General features: G+C 76.2%; 16 protein-coding genes. 4 read left to right on the forward strand and 12 right to left on the reverse strand.

The genetic code is table 11. The features are described from left to right. The first annotated feature begins 118 nt into the window (after window positions 1-118). Together IE170_RS18410 and IE170_RS18415 are read left to right on the forward strand one after the other, a co-directional pair. Window positions 119-1,273, forward strand: coding sequence for a low temperature requirement protein A (locus IE170_RS18410; protein WP_189810474.1), 1,155 nt, complete (start codon window positions 119-121; stop codon window positions 1,271-1,273). A 55-nt stretch (window positions 1,274-1,328) separates the two neighbouring features. Then, window positions 1,329-2,603 carry a cytochrome P450 gene (locus IE170_RS18415; RefSeq protein ID WP_189810475.1) on the forward strand — a complete coding sequence of 425 codons (1,275 nt, stop codon included), beginning with the start codon at window positions 1,329-1,331 and terminating at the stop codon, window positions 2,601-2,603. Window positions 2,604-2,671: 68 nt separating this feature from the next. On the opposite strand, the gene IE170_RS18420 is transcribed toward IE170_RS18415, so the two are convergent. Both IE170_RS18420 and IE170_RS18425 read right to left on the reverse strand, forming a co-directional pair. Then, a complete protein-coding gene (locus tag IE170_RS18420) occupies window positions 2,672-3,163 on the reverse strand; it encodes a DUF5949 family protein (protein ID WP_189810476.1) in 492 nt (163 codons plus the stop codon). 56 nt (window positions 3,164-3,219) lie between these two features. Then, window positions 3,220-3,831: a DUF4352 domain-containing protein gene (locus tag IE170_RS18425; RefSeq protein ID WP_189810477.1), complete on the reverse strand. Its 612-nt coding sequence runs from the start codon at window positions 3,829-3,831 to the stop codon at window positions 3,220-3,222. Window positions 3,832-3,996: 165 nt separating this feature from the next. On the opposite strand from IE170_RS18425, the gene IE170_RS18430 reads away from it, so the two are divergent. Continuing rightward, window positions 3,997-4,455, forward strand: a complete 459-nt coding sequence (locus IE170_RS18430; protein WP_189810478.1) for a DUF6299 family protein — start codon at window positions 3,997-3,999, stop codon at window positions 4,453-4,455. A 46-nt stretch (window positions 4,456-4,501) separates the two neighbouring features. On the opposite strand, the gene IE170_RS18435 is transcribed toward IE170_RS18430, so the two are convergent. The 4 genes from IE170_RS18435 to IE170_RS18450 form a co-directional block, all read right to left on the reverse strand. Further along, entirely contained in the window at window positions 4,502-4,681 is a 180-nt protein-coding gene (locus IE170_RS18435; RefSeq protein ID WP_223856751.1) for a hypothetical protein, read from the reverse strand. Between the two features lie 119 nt (window positions 4,682-4,800). Continuing rightward, window positions 4,801-6,804: a SpoIIE family protein phosphatase gene (locus tag IE170_RS18440; RefSeq protein WP_223856744.1), complete on the reverse strand. Its 2,004-nt coding sequence runs from the start codon at window positions 6,802-6,804 to the stop codon at window positions 4,801-4,803. 380 nt (window positions 6,805-7,184) lie between these two features. After that, window positions 7,185-8,465, reverse strand: a complete 1,281-nt coding sequence (locus IE170_RS18445; protein WP_189810481.1) for an NAD(P)-binding domain-containing protein — start codon at window positions 8,463-8,465, stop codon at window positions 7,185-7,187. 159 nt (window positions 8,466-8,624) lie between these two features. After that, complete coding sequence (locus IE170_RS18450) at window positions 8,625-10,190, reverse strand: carboxylate--amine ligase (RefSeq protein WP_373299012.1); 1,566 nt, start codon at window positions 10,188-10,190, stop codon at window positions 8,625-8,627. 133 nt (window positions 10,191-10,323) lie between these two features. Here IE170_RS18450 and IE170_RS18455 point away from each other — a divergent pair, with 133 nt between their 5' ends. Continuing rightward, the gene (locus IE170_RS18455; RefSeq protein ID WP_189810482.1) at window positions 10,324-11,796 is read left to right on the forward strand and encodes a glycoside hydrolase family 26 protein; all 1,473 of its coding nucleotides are present in this window, start codon (window positions 10,324-10,326) and stop codon (window positions 11,794-11,796) included. Between the two features lie 5 nt (window positions 11,797-11,801). Here the strand turns inward: IE170_RS18455 and IE170_RS18460 are convergent, their stop codons facing one another. From IE170_RS18460 to IE170_RS18485, 6 genes are all read right to left on the reverse strand, one after another. Then, a complete protein-coding gene (locus IE170_RS18460) occupies window positions 11,802-12,944 on the reverse strand; it encodes a GNAT family N-acetyltransferase (protein WP_189810483.1) in 1,143 nt (380 codons plus the stop codon). Beyond that, the gene (locus IE170_RS18465) at window positions 12,941-13,645 is read right to left on the reverse strand and encodes a YveK family protein (RefSeq protein WP_189810484.1); all 705 of its coding nucleotides are present in this window, start codon (window positions 13,643-13,645) and stop codon (window positions 12,941-12,943) included. Before IE170_RS18465 ends, IE170_RS18460 begins: the two co-directional genes overlap by 4 nt. Window positions 13,646-13,738: 93 nt before the next feature. Next, window positions 13,739-15,112, reverse strand: coding sequence for a glycosyltransferase (locus IE170_RS18470; protein ID WP_189810533.1), 1,374 nt, complete (start codon window positions 15,110-15,112; stop codon window positions 13,739-13,741). Between the two features lie 89 nt (window positions 15,113-15,201). Next, complete coding sequence (locus IE170_RS18475) at window positions 15,202-15,981, reverse strand: polysaccharide deacetylase family protein (protein ID WP_189810485.1); 780 nt, start codon at window positions 15,979-15,981, stop codon at window positions 15,202-15,204. Beyond that, on the reverse strand, window positions 15,971-17,734 hold the full coding sequence (gene murJ, locus IE170_RS18480) for a murein biosynthesis integral membrane protein MurJ (protein ID WP_189810486.1): 1,764 nt from the start codon (window positions 17,732-17,734) through the stop codon (window positions 15,971-15,973). The genes IE170_RS18475 and murJ overlap by 11 nt, the downstream gene beginning before the upstream one ends. Beyond that, window positions 17,731-19,110 (reverse strand): O-antigen ligase family protein, encoded by a 1,380-nt coding sequence (locus IE170_RS18485; RefSeq protein ID WP_189810487.1) that lies wholly within the window; start codon window positions 19,108-19,110, stop codon window positions 17,731-17,733. Before IE170_RS18485 ends, murJ begins: the two co-directional genes overlap by 4 nt.

The following is a 19,110-nucleotide window of genomic DNA, read 5'->3' on the forward strand; positions in this document are numbered from 1 at the left end:
GGGTACGGCCGGGCCCGGGCGCCCTCCGCGCCCCCGGCGCACGCCCGCCCGGGGCACGCGGGCGCACGCGGCCGCGCGCCTCGCCTGCCGCCGCTGCCGCGGCTGGTGTCCTGGCGGCATGGCGTACGCACCCATGACCGCCCGCGACCGGGAGGAAGGCCACCGGGCCGCGACGGCACTGGAGCTGTTCTTCGACCTGTGCTTCGTCGTGGCGGTGGCGCAGGCCGGCCGGCAACTGGTCCACGCCCTCGCCGAGGACCACGCCGCCCAGGGCGTGACCGGCTACCTGTTCGTCTTCTTCGGCGTCTGGTGGGCGTGGATGAACTTCACCTGGTTCGCCTCCGCCTACGACGTCGACGACGTGCCGTACCGGATCGCGACCCTCGTGCAGATCTCCGGCGTGCTGATCTACTCGGCGGGCATCCCGCGCGCCTTCAACGACTACGACTGGACCGTCGCCGTCCTCGGCTACGTGGTGATGCGCCTGGCGCTGACCGTGCAGTGGCTGCGGGCCGCGGCCGGGGAGAGCGGGCCGGCCCGCCGCTGCGCACTCACCTACGCCGCCGGGCTCGTCGTCTGCCAGATCGGCTGGGTGGGCCTGCTCGCGGCTCCCGAGTCGGCCCGCCGGTGGCTGTTCCTGGTGCTGGTGGCGGCCGAGCTGCTCGTCCCGGTCGTCGCCGAGCGGAAGCACCAGACGCCGTGGCACCCGCACCACATCGCCGAGCGGTACGGCCTGTTCACCATCATCGTCCTGGGCGAGAGCATCGCGGCGAGCACGGTCGCCGTCCAGTCCGCGCTCGACGAGCACGAAGCCCTGGACCTGCTGCTGCCGATCGCGGCGGGCGGACTGCTGCTGGTGTTCTCGGCCTGGTGGATCTACTTCGCCGTGCCGGCGCACGACCGGCTGCGCACCAACCGCGAGGCGATCCCGTGGGGCTACGGGCACTACGTGATCTTCGCTTCGGCGGCGGCGATCGGTGCGGGCATCGAGGTGGCCGTCGAGCACGCCGTCGGCAAGGTGCACCTGTCGCAGACGGCGGCCAACCTCGCGGTGACCGTTCCGGCGGCGCTGTTCCTCGCCTTCGTGTGGCTGCTGCACGCGCGGCACTTCAAGCATGGCGCGGCCCGGCAGCTCACCCTGCCGGTGGCGGCCCTCGCCGTCCTCGCCTGCGCGTGGACCGGTGCGTACGCGGTGCTGTGGGCCGGGCTGGCCGCGTCGGCGGCGGTCGCGGTCGGCGTGACCTCGGCCCGGTCGGAGCGTTCTGGTGCGTGAGGAGCGCGCGCGGCGACGGCCGCCGGGGGTGCGCCGGCGACAGGAAGAAGGCGCGATGGAAGTCCCGGTACAGCGGAACGCGGAGGCAGGCGCGGCGGCGGAGTGCGGGGCGCTCGCCGATCCGGCGTTCTGGCGGCAGCCGCCGCAGGCGCGGCTCGACGCCTTCGCCCGGCTGCGGGCCCTCGGCTCGCCCGTGTACGTGCCCGAGGGCCGGGGGCGCGGGCACTGGGCGCTGCTGCGGCACGCGGACGTGCAGGAGGCCAGCCGGCTGCCGAAGGTCTTCGCGAGCGCCCCGGGCGTCACGACGCCCGAGCCGGCGCGGTGGGTGCGGGCCCTGTTCGGAGATTCGATGGTGAACCTCGACGGCGCGGACCACGCCCGGCTGCGCAAGGTCGTCCAGCGGGCGTTCACGCCGCGGCTGCTGGCCGCGGCCGAGGCGGACGTCCACGCGGTGGCCGCCCGGATCGTGGACGACGTCCTGGCGGAGCGGCCCGACGAGTTCGTCTCGGCGGTTTCCTCCCGGCTGCCCCTGGAGGTGATCTGCAACATGATGGGCATCCCGGAGCGGTACCGGCCGGAGATCGCCGACCGGGTCAACCACGCCTCGGAGAACATCGGCGTGGAGCGGGGCCTGGCCTCCCGGCTGCGGATGCCGGGGCGGGGGCTGCGCGCGCTGGCCCGCATGCAGCGGATGGTCGCCGCGATCGGGCGGGAGCGCCGCCGCGATCCCGGCGACGACCTCATCTCCGCGCTGGTCTGTGCGAATGTCGACGGGCAGGCGCTGGGCGCCCGCCAACTGGGCGCCTTCTTCTCGCTGCTGATGGTCGCGGGGGTGGAGACGACGCGGAACGCGATCACGCACGGACTGAGCCTGCTGACGGACCATCCCGGCCAGCGGGACCTCCTGCTGGGGGACTTCGAGGCGTACGCGGACGGCGCGGTGGACGAGATGATCCGGCACTCGACGCCGATCATCCAGTTCCGCCGGACGGTCGCCGCCGAGCACGAGCTGGGCGGCCGCCTGTTCCGGCCGGGCGAGAAGGTGGTGCTGTACTACGCCTCCGCCAACCGGGACGAGGCGGTCTTCCCCGACCCGGACGCCTTCGACATCACCCGCTCGCCCAATCCGCACCTGGGCTTCGGCGGCGGCGGACCGCACTTCTGCCTGGGTGCGCACCTGGCCCGGGTGGAGATGAAGGCGCTGTTCCGGGAGTTGCTGACGCGGCCGGTCGGGCTGCGTGCCGTGGGCCTGCCGGACCTGGCGGGGTCGAACTTCGACAACCGGGTCCGCTCGCTGCGCTTCGCCTTCGACGCCCCCGGCGACGCCTGACGCGGCGGCTGCCGGGCGGGCCGCCGCCGGGCCGGACGCCGCCGGCGCCGGGCCGCGTGGGCGGGTGGCTACTGGAGGCGGCGTACCGACAGGACGCAGTGGGCGCTGCCGGTGAGGACCGCCTCGTCGCCCGCGAACGCCTTGAGGACGTCGGGGTCGACGGGGCGGCCGGGCACGGCCTCGGGCCAGGCGCGGGTGGCGAACAGGAAGTAGACCTGGCCGCTCTCGTTGGCGGCGGCGACCCATTCGTCGGGGGCGGTGCAGGTGGCGTTCAGGCCGGGCATGGTCAGGGCGACCTGGTTGTCGGCGAGCACCACCTGCACCGGGAAGGCGGCCGGGTTGTGGGTGCCGTCCTCGACGACGTCGCCGATGCGCAGGCCCATCTCCCGGAGCAGCGCGCGGGCGGCCTCCTCGCCCGCCTCGCGGCCCTGCGGCCCGTCGCCGAGCGCGTAGGCGAGGAGGTAGGGGACGTCGTGTCCTTCGGAGGGGTCGCCGATCCATGCGAGCACCGAAAGGGTGCCGAGCAGGGTCCGGTCGGTTGCCGCTTGTGTGGAAGTCATGCGCCGCACCCTAGTGGCCCTTCCGGAAGGCTCCGACGGCCTTTCACCCGGGCGGGCTATACGGCCCAGAAGCCCTCTCCGGAATTCGCCTGGACGTTCGCATCGTGGTATTCGAGCCGCACGATGCGGGCGTTCTGCGGAATTTCGAACACGACCCATCCCTCGGCCCGTTCTCCGACCGCGAGGGAATCGAATACGAGGGGTTTGCCGGTGGTGAGTTCGCCGGTCCGCACGACCGGGTGGCGCTGCCCGGAGCTGTCGTGCGCCCACATGCCGCCGAGCGCCCCGTACGAGGCCCCACCGATGTTGGCGAACGACATCGAGGCGGCCACCCAGCGCTTCCCGGCGGGCGGGGAGTAGTTCTCGTCGGCGCTGACGGCCGGGTCGACGTAGGCGTTCAGGACGGCCTGGAGGTGTCGGCCCACCTGTCGGCCGTGCACCTGTACGGCGTCCCCGACGTGCACTTCCCTGACGGCGCCGCGGACCGGGCCGGTGCCGGCCCCGGCGCCGTCGTCGCCCGGAGCGCCGTCGTCCACCGGGGCGGCGGGCAGCGCTGCGGGCGCGGACGCGGCGCGGTCGGGCGCCGGGGAGCAGGCCGTGCCGCCGAGCAGCAGGAGCGGCAGGAGGGCTGCGGCGGCGAGGGCGGGGGCGGAGACGGACTGGCGCATGCGCGATCCCTTCGGGGACCTTCGGGGACGATTCCGGCCAGTCTCACGCGCCCGAGCGGGGAATTGCACACACCGACACGGGTGTACGGGACGAGTTGTCCCGCCGTCTGCCACCACAATGCGGTGCGGCGGAATACCGCCCCGAAGGAACGACCCGGAGGAAACATGTCCATTCGCCGGACCCGCATGCCCCTGACCGTCCTCGCGGCACTGGCCGCGGCAACCGCTTTCGCGACGCCCGCCGGCGCGACCGTGTACGAGCAGGAGATTTCCGTCCGCCCCTGGGCGCAACTCGCCGCGGACGGCACGATCACCCTTTCCGGGTCCTACAAGTGCAGCACCGCATCACCCTCGGGGGCGATGCAGATCTCCGCGACGGTCGTGCAGGAGGGCACCCGCCTGACCACCACCGCGGAGGAGTCCCCGGTCTGCGACGGCACCGAGCGCGAGTGGCGCGGCACGGCCGGCACCCCGCAGAGCCTGGGCATCCCGGGCGGCATCCACGAGGGCGAGGCCCTCTTCGAGGCGCGGCTGCAGGAGATCGGCTTCTCCGGGGCGAGCCTGCTGCCCTCCTCGGTCGACGCGGTCGCCGTGGACAGCCGCCCCGGTCACGTCGGCGGCTGATGCCGCGGCCGCAGGGCTCGGCCGGAGCGCCCGCCGGTAGCCGCCGCTACCGGCAGGCGGGCGCCACGCCCGTCATGGACATGAATGCCACGGAGCGGCAGCCGGTGTCCCCCGCCGGGTTCCCGGCGTCCCGGGCGCGCTCGGCGGCCTCCGGCACGACGGCCGCGAGCAGGAGCAGCGCCAGCAGCCCGCCGGCCGCGCGCCGCGCGCTCAGGCGGCGCCTCACGGAAGCCTCCGGTCCCCGCATGCCGCGCAGTACGTCGTCGGTCTCATGAACCGCATCATCACCCCGCGTACGACCCGCCACAACTCCGTGTGACGGCCCGCCCGGCGCCCGCCCCGCCCTCATTCGGCGCGGCGCAGACTGCCCGGCGCGTCGAACTCGCACCACACCGCCTTGCCGTCGCCCCGCGACTCCACGCCCCAGTGCGTGGCCAGCGCGTCCACCAGCAGCAGGCCCCGTCCGGTGGTCGCGGCCTCACCCGGGGTCCGCCGCCGCGGCCACACGCTGGACCGGTCCTTCACCCACAGCCGGATCCGCCGCACCGGCTCCGGCAGCACCTCCATCGTCAGCACCGCGCCGCCGTCCGTGTGCAGCAGGGCATTGACCAGCAGCTCCCCGGCCGCCAGCTCCACGTCGTCCGCGAGGTCCGGCATGCCCCAGTCCCGCAGCGCCTGCCGCAGCGCGTAGCGGGCCTCCGACAGGCCCTCCGGATCCGCCTGGTGGACGTACTGGTGGATCCGCGGCGCCCGGTGCGTGCCCGGGTCGGGGGCCCGGCGCAGCACGAGGAGGGCGACGTCGTCGCCGGAGCCCCATCGCTCCCACAGCCGGTCCGAGAGGTGGTCGGCGAGTGCCCCCGCCTCCTGGGGGCCGCTGCGGACGGCGTGCGCGAGCGCCTCCATGCCCTGGGTGATCGCCGTGCCCGGCTCCTCCACCAGCCCGTCCGTGCACAGCACGAGCGTCTCCCCCGGCACCAGGTCCAGCCGCGTCTCGGGGAACTCCTCCTGCTCGAACGCCGAGGCCAGGCCGAGCGGCAGCCCGCCGCGCACCTTCGGCCAGCCCGTGCGCCCGTCCGTGTGCCGGATCAGCGGGCCCAGGTGCCCGGCGCGCACGGCCCGTACACCGCCGGTCTCCAGGTCGACCTGCGCGTACATGCACGTCGCGAACCGCTCGGTGTCCAGCTCGGCCAGGAATCGGGAGGCCCGCGCCAGCACCGTCGACGGCGGGTGCCCCTCGCCCGCGTACGCCCGCAGCGCGATCCGCAGCTGCCCCATGATGGCCGCGGCGTGCGTGTCGTGGCCCTGCACGTCCCCGACGACGAGGCCGACGCGGTCCCGGGGCAATGCGATCACGTCGTACCAGTCCCCGCCCACCTCCCGCCCGCTCCACGCCGAGTGGTAGCGCACCGCGATCTCCCCGCCGCTGATCTCCGGGATGCGCCGCGGCAGCATCGAGGCCTGCAGCCCCGTCGCGAACTCGCGCTCCTGGTCGAACAGCAGCGCCCGCTGGAGGGACTGCGCGACGATCCCGGCGAGGCCCAGGCACAGGTTCTGCTCCTCCGGGCTGAACTCGGTGCGCCGCCGGTAGAACAGCACCAGCCCGCCGATCGCCTTGGCCTGCGCGATCAGCGGCAGGTACGCGGCCGCCTCGTAGCGGATCCGGCCCAGGTAGTCGGCGAGCAGGGGGAACTCCCCGGCCAGCTCCGCCAGCGAGGGGACGAAGCGGGCCTGGCCCGTCAGGACGGCCCGGGAGAGCGGCAGCGAGCCGTCCAGCCGCGTGAACCTGCGCTCGGCGAGGATCTCCAGGGACTCCCCGCTCAGCGCGATCACCTTCATCGCGTCGTTCTCGACGAGGCTCAGGGCCAGCCCGTCCGCGCCGAGCCGCTCCAGCGCGCCCGCTCCGGTCAGCGCCGCCGTGACGTCGTCGACGGTCACCGCCCGGGACAGCGCCTCCGTCGTCCGCTGCACGATCGTGGCCTGCCGGGCCCGCGCCGACTCCAGCTTCCGCAGCACGGTGGCGTGCGCGAGCTCCGCCGTCGCGTCGCGGACGATGCCCGCGATCCGGCGGGGCGTCCCGTCGTCGTCCCGCAGGATCCGGCCCTGGGTGTGCGTCCACTGGTCGACGCCGTCGCGGCGGCGCACCGTGAAGTACGAGCCGTACGTCTCGGCGCCCCCGTCCAGGGCGGCGCGCACCGCCTCCGCCAGCCGGTTCCCGTCGTCCGGGGGGATGCGCAGGCCGAGGCCCTCCGGGGTGCCGTCGAACTCGTCGGGCTCCAGGTCGAAGACCACGAGCCCGGACCCGTCCAGGGCCAGCGTCCCGGCGTCCAGGTCCCACTCGAAGCTGCCCATGCGGTTCAGCGCGAGGCGCTCCCCGGGGCCCGTCACCGCCCCGTGGCGGTTCCGTCCGGATCCGTCGTGCTCCGCCGCTGCCAATGGACACACACCACCTAACGGCCTGGCCAGCACGGCTGGGAGATCAGCCGCTCCCACTCCTCGTCAGGATGCCCCGGAAGGGTGCGCCCGGCCTCCCGCCAGCGCTCCAGGAGGGAAAGGTAGATCGTCGGACGGTCGGGGGCGGCGGGCGCCGGGGGCCTGTACGGGCCGTGGCCGTACGGTCCGGGCCCGTACGGGGCGGGGCCGGGCGAGGCGGGCCGCTCCGTCCGGCTCGCGGGGATCCGTACCCAGCCCCGGCCCTGTGCTCGCTGCTCCGCAGTCATCGCGGACCCCTCTCACCTCACCGCAGAGACGTCTTCGGACGGCCCCCGGCCCGCCCGGGCGGGGCGCGGGGTCCCGAGGGGGCCCGCCGGCCGGCTGCGGGCGCCGAGCCGCCTGCGGACTCCCCCGACCAGTCTCCCCGCCGTGAACCCCGCACCGTGCACGAATCGCATGGAAGGGCCGAATGAGGGAGCCGTCAGCAGCCCCGCGAAGAACAGTCCCGGCCACGAGGACTCGAAACCGGAACTCAGCTCGGGCGTGCGGCCGGCCCCGACGGTGTCCAGCGCGTCCCGCAGCCGGGCGTCCAGCAGGTCCAGGCGCGCCAGGTCGGCGGCGAAGCCGGTGGCCGCGATGACGTGGGCGACGTCGAGGACCACGGACTCCCCGGCCGCGGTCGTCAGCCCGAGCCGGGTCCGGTCCCCCACCGGGACCGCACGGTGCAGCCGGTGCCCCAGCAGCACCGGCACGCTCCGCTCGAAGCGGTCCCGCAGCCACCACGCCCCGGCGGGCCCGAGCGCGGTCGCCGCGATCCGCTCCCGCCGCGCGGCGGGCAGCCGGCGGACCGCCCACGGAAGCTCGGCCCACGCCCAGGTGCGCCAGCCGCTGCCGAGGGCGCTGTGCGGACGGCGCAGCGCCGCCGGCGCGGGCCGTTCCAGCGGCGGAGGGACGGTGTTCCAGCCGATCCAGGAGCGCCGGGCGACGAGGCAGGGCCGGGCCCCGCACTCGGCGAGCAGGGCCGCGGTCTCCAGGGCGGCCTGCCCGGCGCCGATCACCGCGACGTCCCGGCCGGCGAACCGCGCCAGGTCGCGGTGGCCGGTGCTGTGCGAGTAGTGGCCGGGCGGCAGGGCGTGCAGTGCCTCCGGATGGCGGACGAAGGGCATGACGCCGACGGCCAGCGCGACCGTCCTGGCGAGCAGCTGCGTGCCCTCGGCGGTGCGGATGCGGAAGCCGTCGCCCTGCGGGGTGACCTCGGTGACGGTGAGCTCCTCCACCCCGGGCACCGCCTGCCCCGCGAACCACAGGCCGTACTCGCTGAACGTGCCGATCGGCAGCGGGCGGCCGTGCTCCGCCGCCACGCCGCGGCCCGCGCAGAACTCGGCGAGGGTGTGCCGGCCGCCGGGTGCGGACAGGTTGGAGGCCCACGGCTCGGACTTCAGGTACATGCCGTCGGGCATGTGGTCCCGCCAGGAGGCCATGGGGCGCCCGAGCACCCGCACGCCGATCCCGGCAGCCGCCGCGTGCGCGGCGATCGACAGGCCGTACGGACCGGCGCCGACCACGACGAGATCGTCCATCCGCGTCACCGCTCTCCCTCCAGTCGCATGGGTCTCCCGCCGTCCGCTGCGGCGGGTACGGGCCCGGAGCCGTGCGCCGTGACTTCCCGGCGCCCCTCCGGTCAAACACCGACACGCCGCGTGTCGCCCGCAGGGGGCACGACCCGCCGGCTCCCGCCGTCAGCGAGCCACCAGTTCGTCCGGCTCGGCGTCGGCCGCGCCCGGCGGCTCGGCCGGGCCGGCGGGCGGGGGAACGGCGGGCGGGGGCCCCGCCGGCCGGGTGCTCGGCGGGGGCGATCCGGCCGGCGGGGTGAGGCCGCGGTCGCGCTGGCGGGGGGCGCGGACCACGGCCCGCGCCGTGCGCCGCCCGTGCGCCGGGACGCGACGCAGGGCGCGCGCGCCCTTGTCCGCGCCCCGGCCGAGGAACGCGGTGATCATCGCGAGGAACGGCAGCGGGTCGTCGCCGGCGAACCAGGCCGCCTCCACCCGCCGCCGCACCCGCCGCCGCGCCGGCACACCGCCCCCTGTGCCGCCCGCCGAACCCGGGGAGGCCGCCACGGCCGCCGCGGGTTCGGGACCGCCGGAGCCGTCCGTACCGCCGCCGGCCACCGGGCCCCCTGGCACCCCGGCGCCTCCCCGCGGTCCGCGCGGCGGCAGGCGGCGGCCGCGTACCGCCGCCAGGAGCGCGTAGTTCTCGGCGAGGAAGACCCGCCCCGGCCCGCCGGACTGCGCCGGCACCTGCTGCCCCGTCAGGTCGAGGTACATGGCCTGCACGACGTCCAGCCCGGACCCGTCGGTGAAGAGCCGGAACTGCGCCCCCGGCCGGGGGTTGAAGTCCACCAGCCGGAAGCAGCCCTCCTCGTCCCGCCGGAAGTCCAGGTCCAGGATCCCCTGGTAGCCGAGCCGCTCGGCGAGCCGCAGCCCGGCCTCCTCGACCGCCGGATCCGGCAGCCAGCGCCCCACCGCCGTCAGGCCGGTCCGCACCGGCCACGACAGCTCCTTGCGGCCCGACCCGGCGAGCAGCGGCCGCCCGCCGCTCCCGAACGCCCCGTGGAAGAACCAGTCCGTGTCCGTCCCGGCCGGCAGGAACCGCTGGAGCAGCAGCCGGCTCCCCGCCTCGCCGGTCCGCTCGTACAGCCGGCGCGCCTCGGCGGCGGTGTGCACGAGCGTGGTGCTGCGCAGCCCGCTGCCCGCGGGCAGCAGCCAGGGGCGGCTCCACTTGGCGACCGCGGGCAGGCCCAGCCGCCAGGCGGCCTCGGCGGCCTCGGCCCCGCTCTCCGGGAGCGCGGTCTCCGGGTGCGGGACGTCCCAGCGGGCGCACAGCGCGGCCAGTTCGGCCTTGTCCGCGACCCGGGCGGGAAGCCCGTCGGGCTGGTGCGGGATGCGGAACCGGCCGTCGAGCCGCCCGGCGCCGATGCGGGCGACGGCGATCGCGCTCAGGTCGTCCATCGCGACGAGGACCGCGGGCCGGCCGATCCGCTCCGACACCCCGGCGAGGCACTCCTCCAGCCCGTCGGGGGCCTCCGGGTCCAACCCACCCGGAGGCCCCGGATGCACGGCGCGCAGGTACCGCGAGCGCCCCACGGGTCCTCCCCCGGCCTCGACGACGGCATGGACCTCCACGCCCTTGCGCCCGAGGGATCTGACGGCGCCGAGGGTTCCGTGGTGGAACGGGTTCCGGTCGAGTCTGAGCACAACGGCGGGCACGTGGGAGGCGAACTCGTACATGGAAGGGGTGTCTTTCACCTAGTCGGACCAAGCGGGGTCGATGCGCAACTGCGAATGGCCTACGCGGCGGGTCACCGGACAGGCCGTTCGTCGGATGTGATGCCTAACGTCTTGGACAAGCACACCGATTCGGGAATGCCCGGGAGATGCCATGCCCAGACCTCGTCGCCGCCTGGCGAACACCTGCGTCGGGACGGTCGCGGCCGGCCTCCTCGCCACCGGGGCCACCCTCGCGGTCCCGGAGGACGAGGAGCTCCCCGGGTCGTCCCCCGACATCGCCGTGGGCGCCTACCTGGACTACGGGCCCCCCGGCGTCGAGCGGATCCCGTACCTGTCGCGCTGGCTCGGCGGCAGGGAGATCCGGGTCGGGCACACGTATCTGCCGGGGGACCGCTGGGCCGGCATCGAGGGGAACGTCAGCTTCCTCGACGACTGGGCGCGCTGGCGCCTGGCCCGGCCCGACCGGCTGTTCGTCCTCAACGTGCCCATGCAGGAGCGCAACGAGGGGCGGGTGCCCGACCACGAGGTGGCCCGGCTCATCCGCGCCGGCGCCGCCGGCGACTTCGACCAGCACTTCCGCAGGCTGGCGCAGCGCCTCGTCGACCTCGGCGTCCCGGACACGGTCGTCGTGCTGGGCTGGGAGATGAACGGCACCACCTACACCCACCGCTGCTCCCCCGACCCGGAGAACTGGAAGGCGTACTGGCGGCGCATCGTGGGCACCATGCGGTCCGTGCCCGGGCAGCGCTTCAGGTTCGACTTCGCCCCGAACCGCGGCTCCGACGCGATCGGCTGGACGACCTGCTACCCGGGCGACGACGTCGTCGACATCATCGGCATGGACTCCTACGACCAGGGCCCGGGCCGCACCTTCGACGACCAGATCACCCAGCCGTACGGGCTCCAGCACCACGCCGACTTCGCGAAGGCGCACGGCAAGCCGATCTCGTTCCCGGAGTGGGGACTGTTCCGCCGCGGCGACAATCCGGAGTACGTGCGGCGCATGCTGCGCTGGATCGAGCAGCAGAAGCCGGTGTACCACACCATCACCGACTACTGCCCGCACGGCGTGTGGCAGTGCAAGCAGAACCCTCGGTCCGCGAAGGAGTTCCGCAGGGCGCTCACCCCGCAGGTGCCGCCTCCGGTCGTCCCGACGCCGGTCGTGCCCACGCCCGTGGTTCCGACGCCGGTCGTCCCGACGCCGGTCGTGCCCACGCCGGTGGTCCCGACGCCCTCCGTCCCGGTCCCGTCCGTGCCGACGCCCTCCGTGTCCGTGCCGGCCGTCCCCACCCCCTCCGTGCCCCCGCCCGTCGTGCCGGAGCCGTCGCCGCAGGTGCCGACGCCCCAGCCCGTGCCCTCCGCCGAGGTCACGCGCCCGGCGCCGGCACCCTCCGAACCCGCACCGGCCGAGCCGAGCCCCGACGCCCCGAGCCCGGCGGCACCCACCCCGGTCGCGCCGAGCCCGACCGCACCGGCACCGCAGCCGCAGCTGCCGTCGCCCGTCAACACCACGCAGTGGTGCGTGCCGCTGGGCTTCGGCGACTGGCTCTCCAAGCTGGTCGGCAAGGAGTCGGTCTGCGTCTCGGTCGACTGGGGCTCGGATTCCGGCTTCTGGCCCTGGTAGAGCCGTCATCGCACCCGCAGCTCGCCCAGCCGCGCCCGCCAGTCCCTGGCGGCCGGCAGCGCCTCCCGCAGTGCGCCGACCGCCCGCTCGCGCCCCGTCACCTGCGACTCGTGCAGCCGCAGCAGGGGCGCGAGCGCCGTACGCGCCATCAGGAACCGCTGGTTGACGACCGTCTCGGGACGCCAGTGGTTCTTGTACGGCTCGCTGCCGCGCAGGAAGGACACCACCTGCCGGCCGTCCGCCAGCGCGCGGCCCGTCTCGTAGCGCAGCAGCAGCGTCGCCACGTCGACCTTCCGGGTCCGCAGGTCGGGGTCGGCCCCGTACAGGTAGCCGCCGCTGAACGATCCGGACAGCAGCGTCACGTTCGCCGCGACGACCCTCCCTTCCAGCCGGAACTCGGTCAGCCGGCCCTCGCCCGTCCGCACCATCCGCCGCGTCGCCCGCGTCAGGTGCTCGGCGAAGCGGGGCCGCAGGTGCTCGGGGGTGACGCCGCGGCCGCGCCACTGCTTCTCGTGGAGCCGCAGCAGGGTGCGCACCGCGCGCGGCACCTCGTACTCGGTGACCTCGCGCTCCTCGATCCCGGCGGCGTCGGTCTTGCGGAGCTTCGCCCGCACCCGCTGGGCGCCGGAGGCCGGCATCCGCTTGACAAGCTCGTCGAACGGCAGCGCGGGCAGCTCCATGCAGGTGGAGTCGGCGAGCCGGCTGCGGGCACCCGGCCACTGCGCGAACACCGCCTCGGCGGCCGCCCCGGGGCGCACCTCCCGCAGGTCGACGACGGCGCCGCGCGCCGCCTCGTGCAGGCCGCGGGCCAGCGCCGGCACGACCCGGTCGGCGTACTCGTCGGCGACGAGCACGTCGGAGTGGTCGGTGATGCCGCCGCCGAGCGGCACCAGCAGCGGCAGCGGCCGGTGAACCAGCATCAGCGCGGCCGCGCCGACCAGCTCCCCGCCGCGGCGCACCAGCACCACGCGCAGCCGGCCGTCCCGCCCGTACGACAGCCACCAGGAGTGCAGCCAGGCGTGGCTCTGGAACGGCGTCGCGGTCCGGCAGGAGCGGAAGAGCGCGTTCCAGGGCTCTTCCAGGGCGGCGAACTGGCGGGGGTCGCGGCACAGCGCCACCGACAGGGCACCGGTGGAGCCCGTCGTCATCGCACGGGCTCCTTCTCCTTGGGTTCCGCGTGCTCACCCTGCGCGGGCACCTGACCCAGCTCCTCCACGGCGGCCGCCTGCTCCGGGGCGGGCTGCGGCTCCTCCTCGGGGCGGCGGCGGGCCGGCCGGGCGAGCAGCCACAGCCCTCCCAGCAGGCCGCCCGCGCACAGGCCGACGGCGCCGCTGACCGGCGCGGACGGCGAGGCCGGGTCGGTGGGGGCGACGGCCTGGTTGAACAGCAGGAGCTGCACGCCGGTGTTCTTCGCCGCCTGGTTGCTGCTCAGCGTCAGGGCGTCGGCGACCGCGTTGGCGATGTCGGCGGACTCGGCGGCGCTCGCCGAGGTGCCCGTGATCGCGATCATCGGCGACTCGGGGGAGGTCTCCGCCCGCACGTGGGTGCGCAGTTCGCGGGCGCTGACGCCGGCGCGGGGCTGCGCGTACGCGAGGGTCGAGCTGCTGGTGGCGATACGGGCGTACGCCTGGGCGAAGCCCAGTGCCGTGGCCGGCTCGGTGGTGTCGTCGGGCACGGCGACGACGTAGCTGGTGGCGGCGTACTCGGGGGCCTTGAGCACTCCGTACGCGCCGCCCGCGGCCAGCCCGAGCAGGGCGGCGGCGGGCAGCGGCCACCAGGCGGGCGGCGACAGGAGCCTGGCCCGGCGGCGTCGGGCGGCGGGCTTCTTCTGGTCGGCGGTGTCGGCCATGTGCGTGCTCACTTCCTGGAGGAGGGGGTGAAAGGAGGTACTGCGGGCCCCGGCTGCGGGCCCCGGGGGTGCGGGCCCGTGCGGAGGTGCGGGTCAGCCGTTGCCGGGGCGGTCGGGCCCGCCGCCCGGCCGCGGCGGGCCCGTGTCGGGGCCGGGCCGTGGGCCCGGAGCGGGTCCGGAGCCGGGCCGGGGGCCGGTGGCGGGGCGGCCCGGGGCCCGGCCCGCGAGGGCGCGCGGCGGCTGCCCGGCCGCGGCGGGCCGCGCCGGGGCGGGCACGTCCGCGGCCGCACCCGGGCCGGGCTCCGGATCGGCGGCCGCCCGGGCCGGCGTGTGCAGCGGCGCGGGCCCGGTGCCGTGCAGGGCGAGGCGGTAGACGTCCAGCAGGCGTTCGGCGCTGCGCGCCACGTCGTACTGCCGGACCACCGGCGGCACGGGCAGCCGGCTCGCCCCCGCCTCCATGTGCCCGCGCAGCGCGGCGAGGAGCTCCTCGCCGCCGGTGCCGATCCGCCGCGCGCCCGGCGCCTGCGCGGGCGGCAGGTCGTCGACGGCCGGGCAGGTGACGTGCAGGACGGGCAGCCCGGCCGCGAGGGCCTCGACGACCGCCAGGCCGAACGCCTCCTCGCGGGAGGCGGAGACGAACACGTCCATCGCGGCCAGCAGTTGCGGAATCCCGGGCGCCCGCCCGTCGCCGTCCCCGCCGAGCGGGTCCCGCTCGCCGACCAGGTGGATCCGGTGCTGTGCGCCCAGCTCCGCGGCCAGCGCGCGCAGCGAACCGCGCTCGGGCCCGTCGCCGGCGAGCAGCAGATGGGCGCCGGGCAGTGCGGCGACGGCCCGGACGAGGGCGTCGAACCGCTTGCCCGGCACCAGCCGGCCCACCCCGCCGACGACGAAGGCCCGTTCGGGGAGACCGGTCCGGGACCGGGTGGCCCGCCGAACGCCCGCGTCGAAGCGGAACCGGGCGGCCTCGATGCCGTTCGGGACGACGTGCACCCGCTCGGCCGGCACCCCCCAGGCCGCCAGCCGCGCCGCCACCGTGTCCGAGACGGCGACGGTCGCCGAGCCGAGCCGCTCGCCCGCCAGGTACAGCCGGCGCACGCCGGCCGACAGCGGCCGGCCCTCGATCTCGCCGTCGCCGAGGGAGTGCTCGGTCGCGACGACGGCGCCGACCCCGGCGAGCCGGGCCGCGATCCGCCCGTACAGGCAGGCCCGGTACAGGTGGGTGTGGACGAGGTCGTACCCGCCGCGCCGGACGAACCGGACGAGGCGGGGCAGCGCGCCGAGGTCCCGGTTGCCGCGCATGCCGAGGTGCACGACGCGGACGCCGTCGGCGCGCAGCCCGTCGGCGACCGGTCCGGGGTTGGTCAGCGTCAGCACGTCGCAGCGCATCGGCAGGTGCCGCAGCAGCAGCCGCAGCTGCTGCTCGGCGCCGCCGACGCCGAGCCCGGTGATCACGTGCAGGACGCGCAGCCCGGACGGGTCCCAGGGCTCCGCCGCGGCGCCGGCCGGGCCCGCCGCGTCCTTCGGGTACTGCGGGTCCCGCGGGTCCTTCGGGTCGGTCATCGGCGCACCGCCCGCGCCAGCTCGCGCGCCCCGTGCCGCAGCTGCTTGATGCGCAGCCGCCCGCTGCCGTCGGCCTGGCTGACGTGCGTGCGCGGCAGGGCGTACGGGCCGGCGAGCCGGCCGGGCTCGATGGCGCAGGCGTACGCGTACCCGGCGTCCCGCACGGCGTCCGCGACCCGGGCGTCGACGTGCCCGTACGGGTAGCAGAACCCCTCGGGCAGGGTGCCGGTGATCTCGCGCAGCAGGTCGCGGCTGCCCCGCAGCTCCTGCTGGAGGACGTCGTCGGGGGCGGCGGTGAGGTCCTGGTGGAGCAGCCCGTGCGAGCCGACCTCCTGGCCGGCGGCGGCCGCCTCGCGGATCCCCTCGGCGGTCAGGAGCGGCTTGCGCGGCCCCAGCGGGTCCCACACGTTGTCCACGCCGAGCCGGCCGGGCAGCACGAACAGGGTGGAGGTGAACTCGTACCGGCGCAGCAGCGGCAGCGCCCGGGTGACGTAGTCGGTGTAGCCGTCGTCGAAGGTGAGCCCGACGAGCCCGGCGCCCCGGCCCTCGGCGCGGGCCCGCAGGAGTTCCCCGACGGAGACCCCGCGCAGGCGGCGCGAGCGCAGCCACTGCAGCTGGGCCTCCAGGGCCCGCGGGGTGACGGTGATGCCGTACGGGTCCTCGGCCGGGTCGGTGAACTCGGTGACGGAGTGGTACATCAGGACCCACGGCGAGGCGGCGCTCCGGCGGGCGGATGCCATCGCGGCGGCCGGAGCCGTGTCGGTGTCAGCGGGCATTGCGGAACCTCTGGGTCATCTGGGTGAGCTGGGCGGACAGGGCGGTGACTTCGAGCGCGCGTATGGCCGTGCCGGTGGCCCCGAACATGGCGGGGACGAGCAGGCAGCCGAGGGCGGCGCTGAGCAGCGGGTCGGGGATCATCGGCCCGGCGATCCAGCCGGTGGCGCAGGCGGCGGCGCAGGCCACGCCGAGCCGGGCGATGCTGAGGGCGACCCTGCGGACGTGGATCGCGATGATGCGCGGGCCGATGCCGGCGAGGAGCAGCACGGCCGTGGTGGTGATGCCGGCGGCGTTCGCGGCGGCCAGCCCGCCGGTCCCCCACCAGCGGACGGCGGCCGCGCCGGCGCCGATGTTGACGGCGAGCCCGGCGGCCATGGCGAGCGCCGGGAACCAGGTGGGGCGCGCGGTGGAGAAGAAGGGCCGGCTCAGCGCGCCGACGAGGCAGTGGCCGAGGAGCCCGAGGGCGTAGACCCGCATGACGGAGGCGGTGGCCAGGGTGTCCTCGTGGGTGAACGCGCCGCGCTCGAAGAGGACCTGGATGATCTGCGGGGCGTACCCGATGACGAGGGCGGTGCCGGTGAGGACGGCGAGCGAGGCCAGCGCGAGGTCCTGCTCGACGCGGCGGCGGGCCTTCTCGCGCTCGCCGCCCGCCATGGCCTGGGCGACCACGGGGAAGGTGACCGTGCAGATCATCAGGGAGAGCACCATCGGCATCTGCGCGACCTTCTGCGCGTAGTTCAGGTGCGAGATGGCGCCGGGCGGGAGTGAGGCGGCGAGGAAGCGCTCGACGAGCACCTGGGACTGCCGGAAGACGGCGAAGCAGATGACGGGGGCGATCAGGCCGAGGGCCAGCAGGGTGGGCCGGTCCCGGTCGCGCCGGCTGCGGGCGGCGCCCCGGACGCGGGGCGGGCCGAAGCCGACGCGCCGGACGAAGGCGGGCAGCTGCACGAGGACCATCAGCAGCCCGCCGGCCGCGACGCCGGCGGCCGCCGCCCGTACGCCCCACAGGCGGTGCAGGGCGATCATCGTGCCGATGATGCCGACGTTGTACGAGACGTAGATCGCGGCCGGCGGCACGAAGGTGCGGTGGGCGCGCAGGGCGGCGCTGAAGTAGCCGGCGACGCCGAAGGTGAGGACGGTCAGCGAGGTCAGCCGCGTGCACTCGACGGCCAGTTGCGGGTCGGGCAGGCCGGGTGCGAGGACGGAGACGACGAGCGGCGCGGCGAAGACCAGCAGGGCGGCGGCCGCGGCGAGGAGCACCAGCAGCCGCGGCAGGGTCGCCCCGACCAGCAGGCGTACGGGGTCCTGGGCGCGGGCCTCCTTGCGGGTGAGGCCGGCCCGGTCGGCGGACCGGCGGGCCAGGGCGTGGCTGAAGGCGGGCACCATCAGCAGCGCCATGGCGTCCTCGATGAGCAGCGTCGAGGACATCTCGGGGACGGTCCATGCGATGAGGAAGGCGTCGCTGTCGTGCCCGGCGCCGAAGAGGTGCGCGATGGTCTGGTCGCGGACGAGCCCGAACACGGCCCCGGCAGCGGTGAGTCCGGCGGTGACGGCGGCGGCCTTGGCGAGGAACCGGCCGAGCGGGGCCGGCCCGCCGCCCGACGGCCCGCCGCCCGCGGGCCCGCCGCCCGTGGCGCCGCCCTTGCGGGCCGCCGGGTCGGGCTCCGCGGGGCGCGGCGGACGGCCCGCAGCCGCGGCGACGTCGGTCGTCGCCGCGGCCGCGGGCCGCCGCCAGGGAGTCGTGTCCGTCACCGGCCGGCCGCACCCGCCGCGCGGCGCGGGCCGGCCACCCGCCCGCCGGCGGTCCGGGGCGGCAGCGCCCACCAGGCCGCCAGACCGATGACCACGCCGGTCAGGACGGTGGACGGGCCGCCGATGTCCGCGTACAGGAAGTCGGTGAGCTGCCAGAAGAGCAGCCCGATCGCGATGAGCCCGCAGTCGCGGACACCGCCCCCGGAGGCGTACCGGCGGGCGCCGGCGACGAGCAGCGCCAGCCAGCCGCCGGCGAGCGCGACGAGCCCGACGAGGCCCTGCTCGCTCAGCACCAGCAGGTACATGTTGTGCGGGGACAGCAGCGGCTGGCGGACGTAGCCCTGGCCGGCGCCGGCGGTGTCGCTGCCGGAGGACAGGCCCAGGGAGGCGTGCCCGTCCCGGTTCGCGGGGAAGCCCTTGAGCCCGACGCCCAGCGCGGGCCGCTCCTGCCACATCGAGCCGGCCGCGGCCCACATCGTGTACCGGTCGGTCACGGACTGGTCGGGGGCGCTGGAGACCTGCGTGATGGAGGTCAGCCGCTCGGCGACCATCTCCGACCCGACGCCGAGGCCGCCCACCAGCACCACGCCGGCCGCGGCCAGCGCCGCCAGCACCTTGGCGGCCCGCCGGATCCCCGCCATCGCCATGACGAGGACCGCCGCGCCGGCCGTGGCGATCCACGCCCCGCGGCTGAAGGACAGCACCAGCGGCAGGACGAGCACCAGCGCCGCCGCGGCCGACAGCCGGCGCACCCGCCGCGGCAGGGCCGCCGACAGCGCCGCGGCCGTCGCCACGACCAGCCCGTACGCCACGACGGTGGCCATGCCCATCACGTCGCCCGGACCGAAGGTCCCCACGGCCCGGATGTCCTCGCCCTGGTACGAGGCCCCCGTGTGCGTGGCGTACTGGACGACGCCGACGGCGCCCTGCACCAGCGCCAGCACCACGAAGCACCCGGCCGCCAGCCGGAACTCGAAGGCGTCCCGCACCAGCAGCACCACCGCCGCCGGGACCAGGACGAACACCTGGAGGTAGCGCACGAAGCCCGGCAGCGCGGCGTACGGGTCCCCGGCGGTCGCCGTCGCGACGGCCAGCGCCAGCGCCGGCGCCCCCAGCACCAGCACCGCGAGCGGGCTCAGCGGGCGCACCCGCCCGCGCAGCGCCTGCACCCCGCACACGGCGACCAGCAGCAGCGAGGCCGCGTCCGCCGGCCCGACCTTCCCGGAGGTGCTCGCGTCGCCCGCCGGGACCGGCGCGAGGAGCATCAGGACGGTCGCGGCCAGCGGCAGCAGCGGCCAGTGCCGGCGCAGCAGCGCGGCCAGCCGAGGCGCCCCGGGCAGGGCGCCGGCGGCGCCCGTCGTCACGGCGAGACTCAT

The sequence above is a fragment of the Streptomyces toxytricini genome, assembly GCF_014649915.1.
GTDB lineage: Bacteria > Actinomycetota > Actinomycetes > Streptomycetales > Streptomycetaceae > Streptomyces > Streptomyces toxytricini.

Coding starts and splice junctions, on each gene's coding strand:
- IE170_RS18410 (WP_189810474.1), top strand. CDS start 119: ATGGCGTACGCACCCATGACCGCCCGCGACCGGGAGGAAGGCCACCGG.
- IE170_RS18415 (WP_189810475.1), top strand. CDS start 1,329: ATGGAAGTCCCGGTACAGCGGAACGCGGAGGCAGGCGCGGCGGCGGAG.
- IE170_RS18420 (WP_189810476.1), bottom strand. CDS start 3,163: ATGACTTCCACACAAGCGGCAACCGACCGGACCCTGCTCGGCACCCTT.
- IE170_RS18425 (WP_189810477.1), bottom strand. CDS start 3,831: ATGCGCCAGTCCGTCTCCGCCCCCGCCCTCGCCGCCGCAGCCCTCCTG.
- IE170_RS18430 (WP_189810478.1), top strand. CDS start 3,997: ATGTCCATTCGCCGGACCCGCATGCCCCTGACCGTCCTCGCGGCACTG.
- IE170_RS18440 (WP_223856744.1), bottom strand. CDS start 6,804: ATGGGCAGCTTCGAGTGGGACCTGGACGCCGGGACGCTGGCCCTGGAC.
- IE170_RS18445 (WP_189810481.1), bottom strand. CDS start 8,465: ATGGACGATCTCGTCGTGGTCGGCGCCGGTCCGTACGGCCTGTCGATC.
- IE170_RS18455 (WP_189810482.1), top strand. CDS start 10,324: ATGCCCAGACCTCGTCGCCGCCTGGCGAACACCTGCGTCGGGACGGTC.
- IE170_RS18460 (WP_189810483.1), bottom strand. CDS start 12,944: ATGACGACGGGCTCCACCGGTGCCCTGTCGGTGGCGCTGTGCCGCGAC.
- IE170_RS18465 (WP_189810484.1), bottom strand. CDS start 13,645: ATGGCCGACACCGCCGACCAGAAGAAGCCCGCCGCCCGACGCCGCCGG.
- IE170_RS18475 (WP_189810485.1), bottom strand. CDS start 15,981: ATGCCCGCTGACACCGACACGGCTCCGGCCGCCGCGATGGCATCCGCC.
- IE170_RS18485 (WP_189810487.1), bottom strand. CDS start 19,110: ATGAGTCTCGCCGTGACGACGGGCGCCGCCGGCGCCCTGCCCGGGGCG.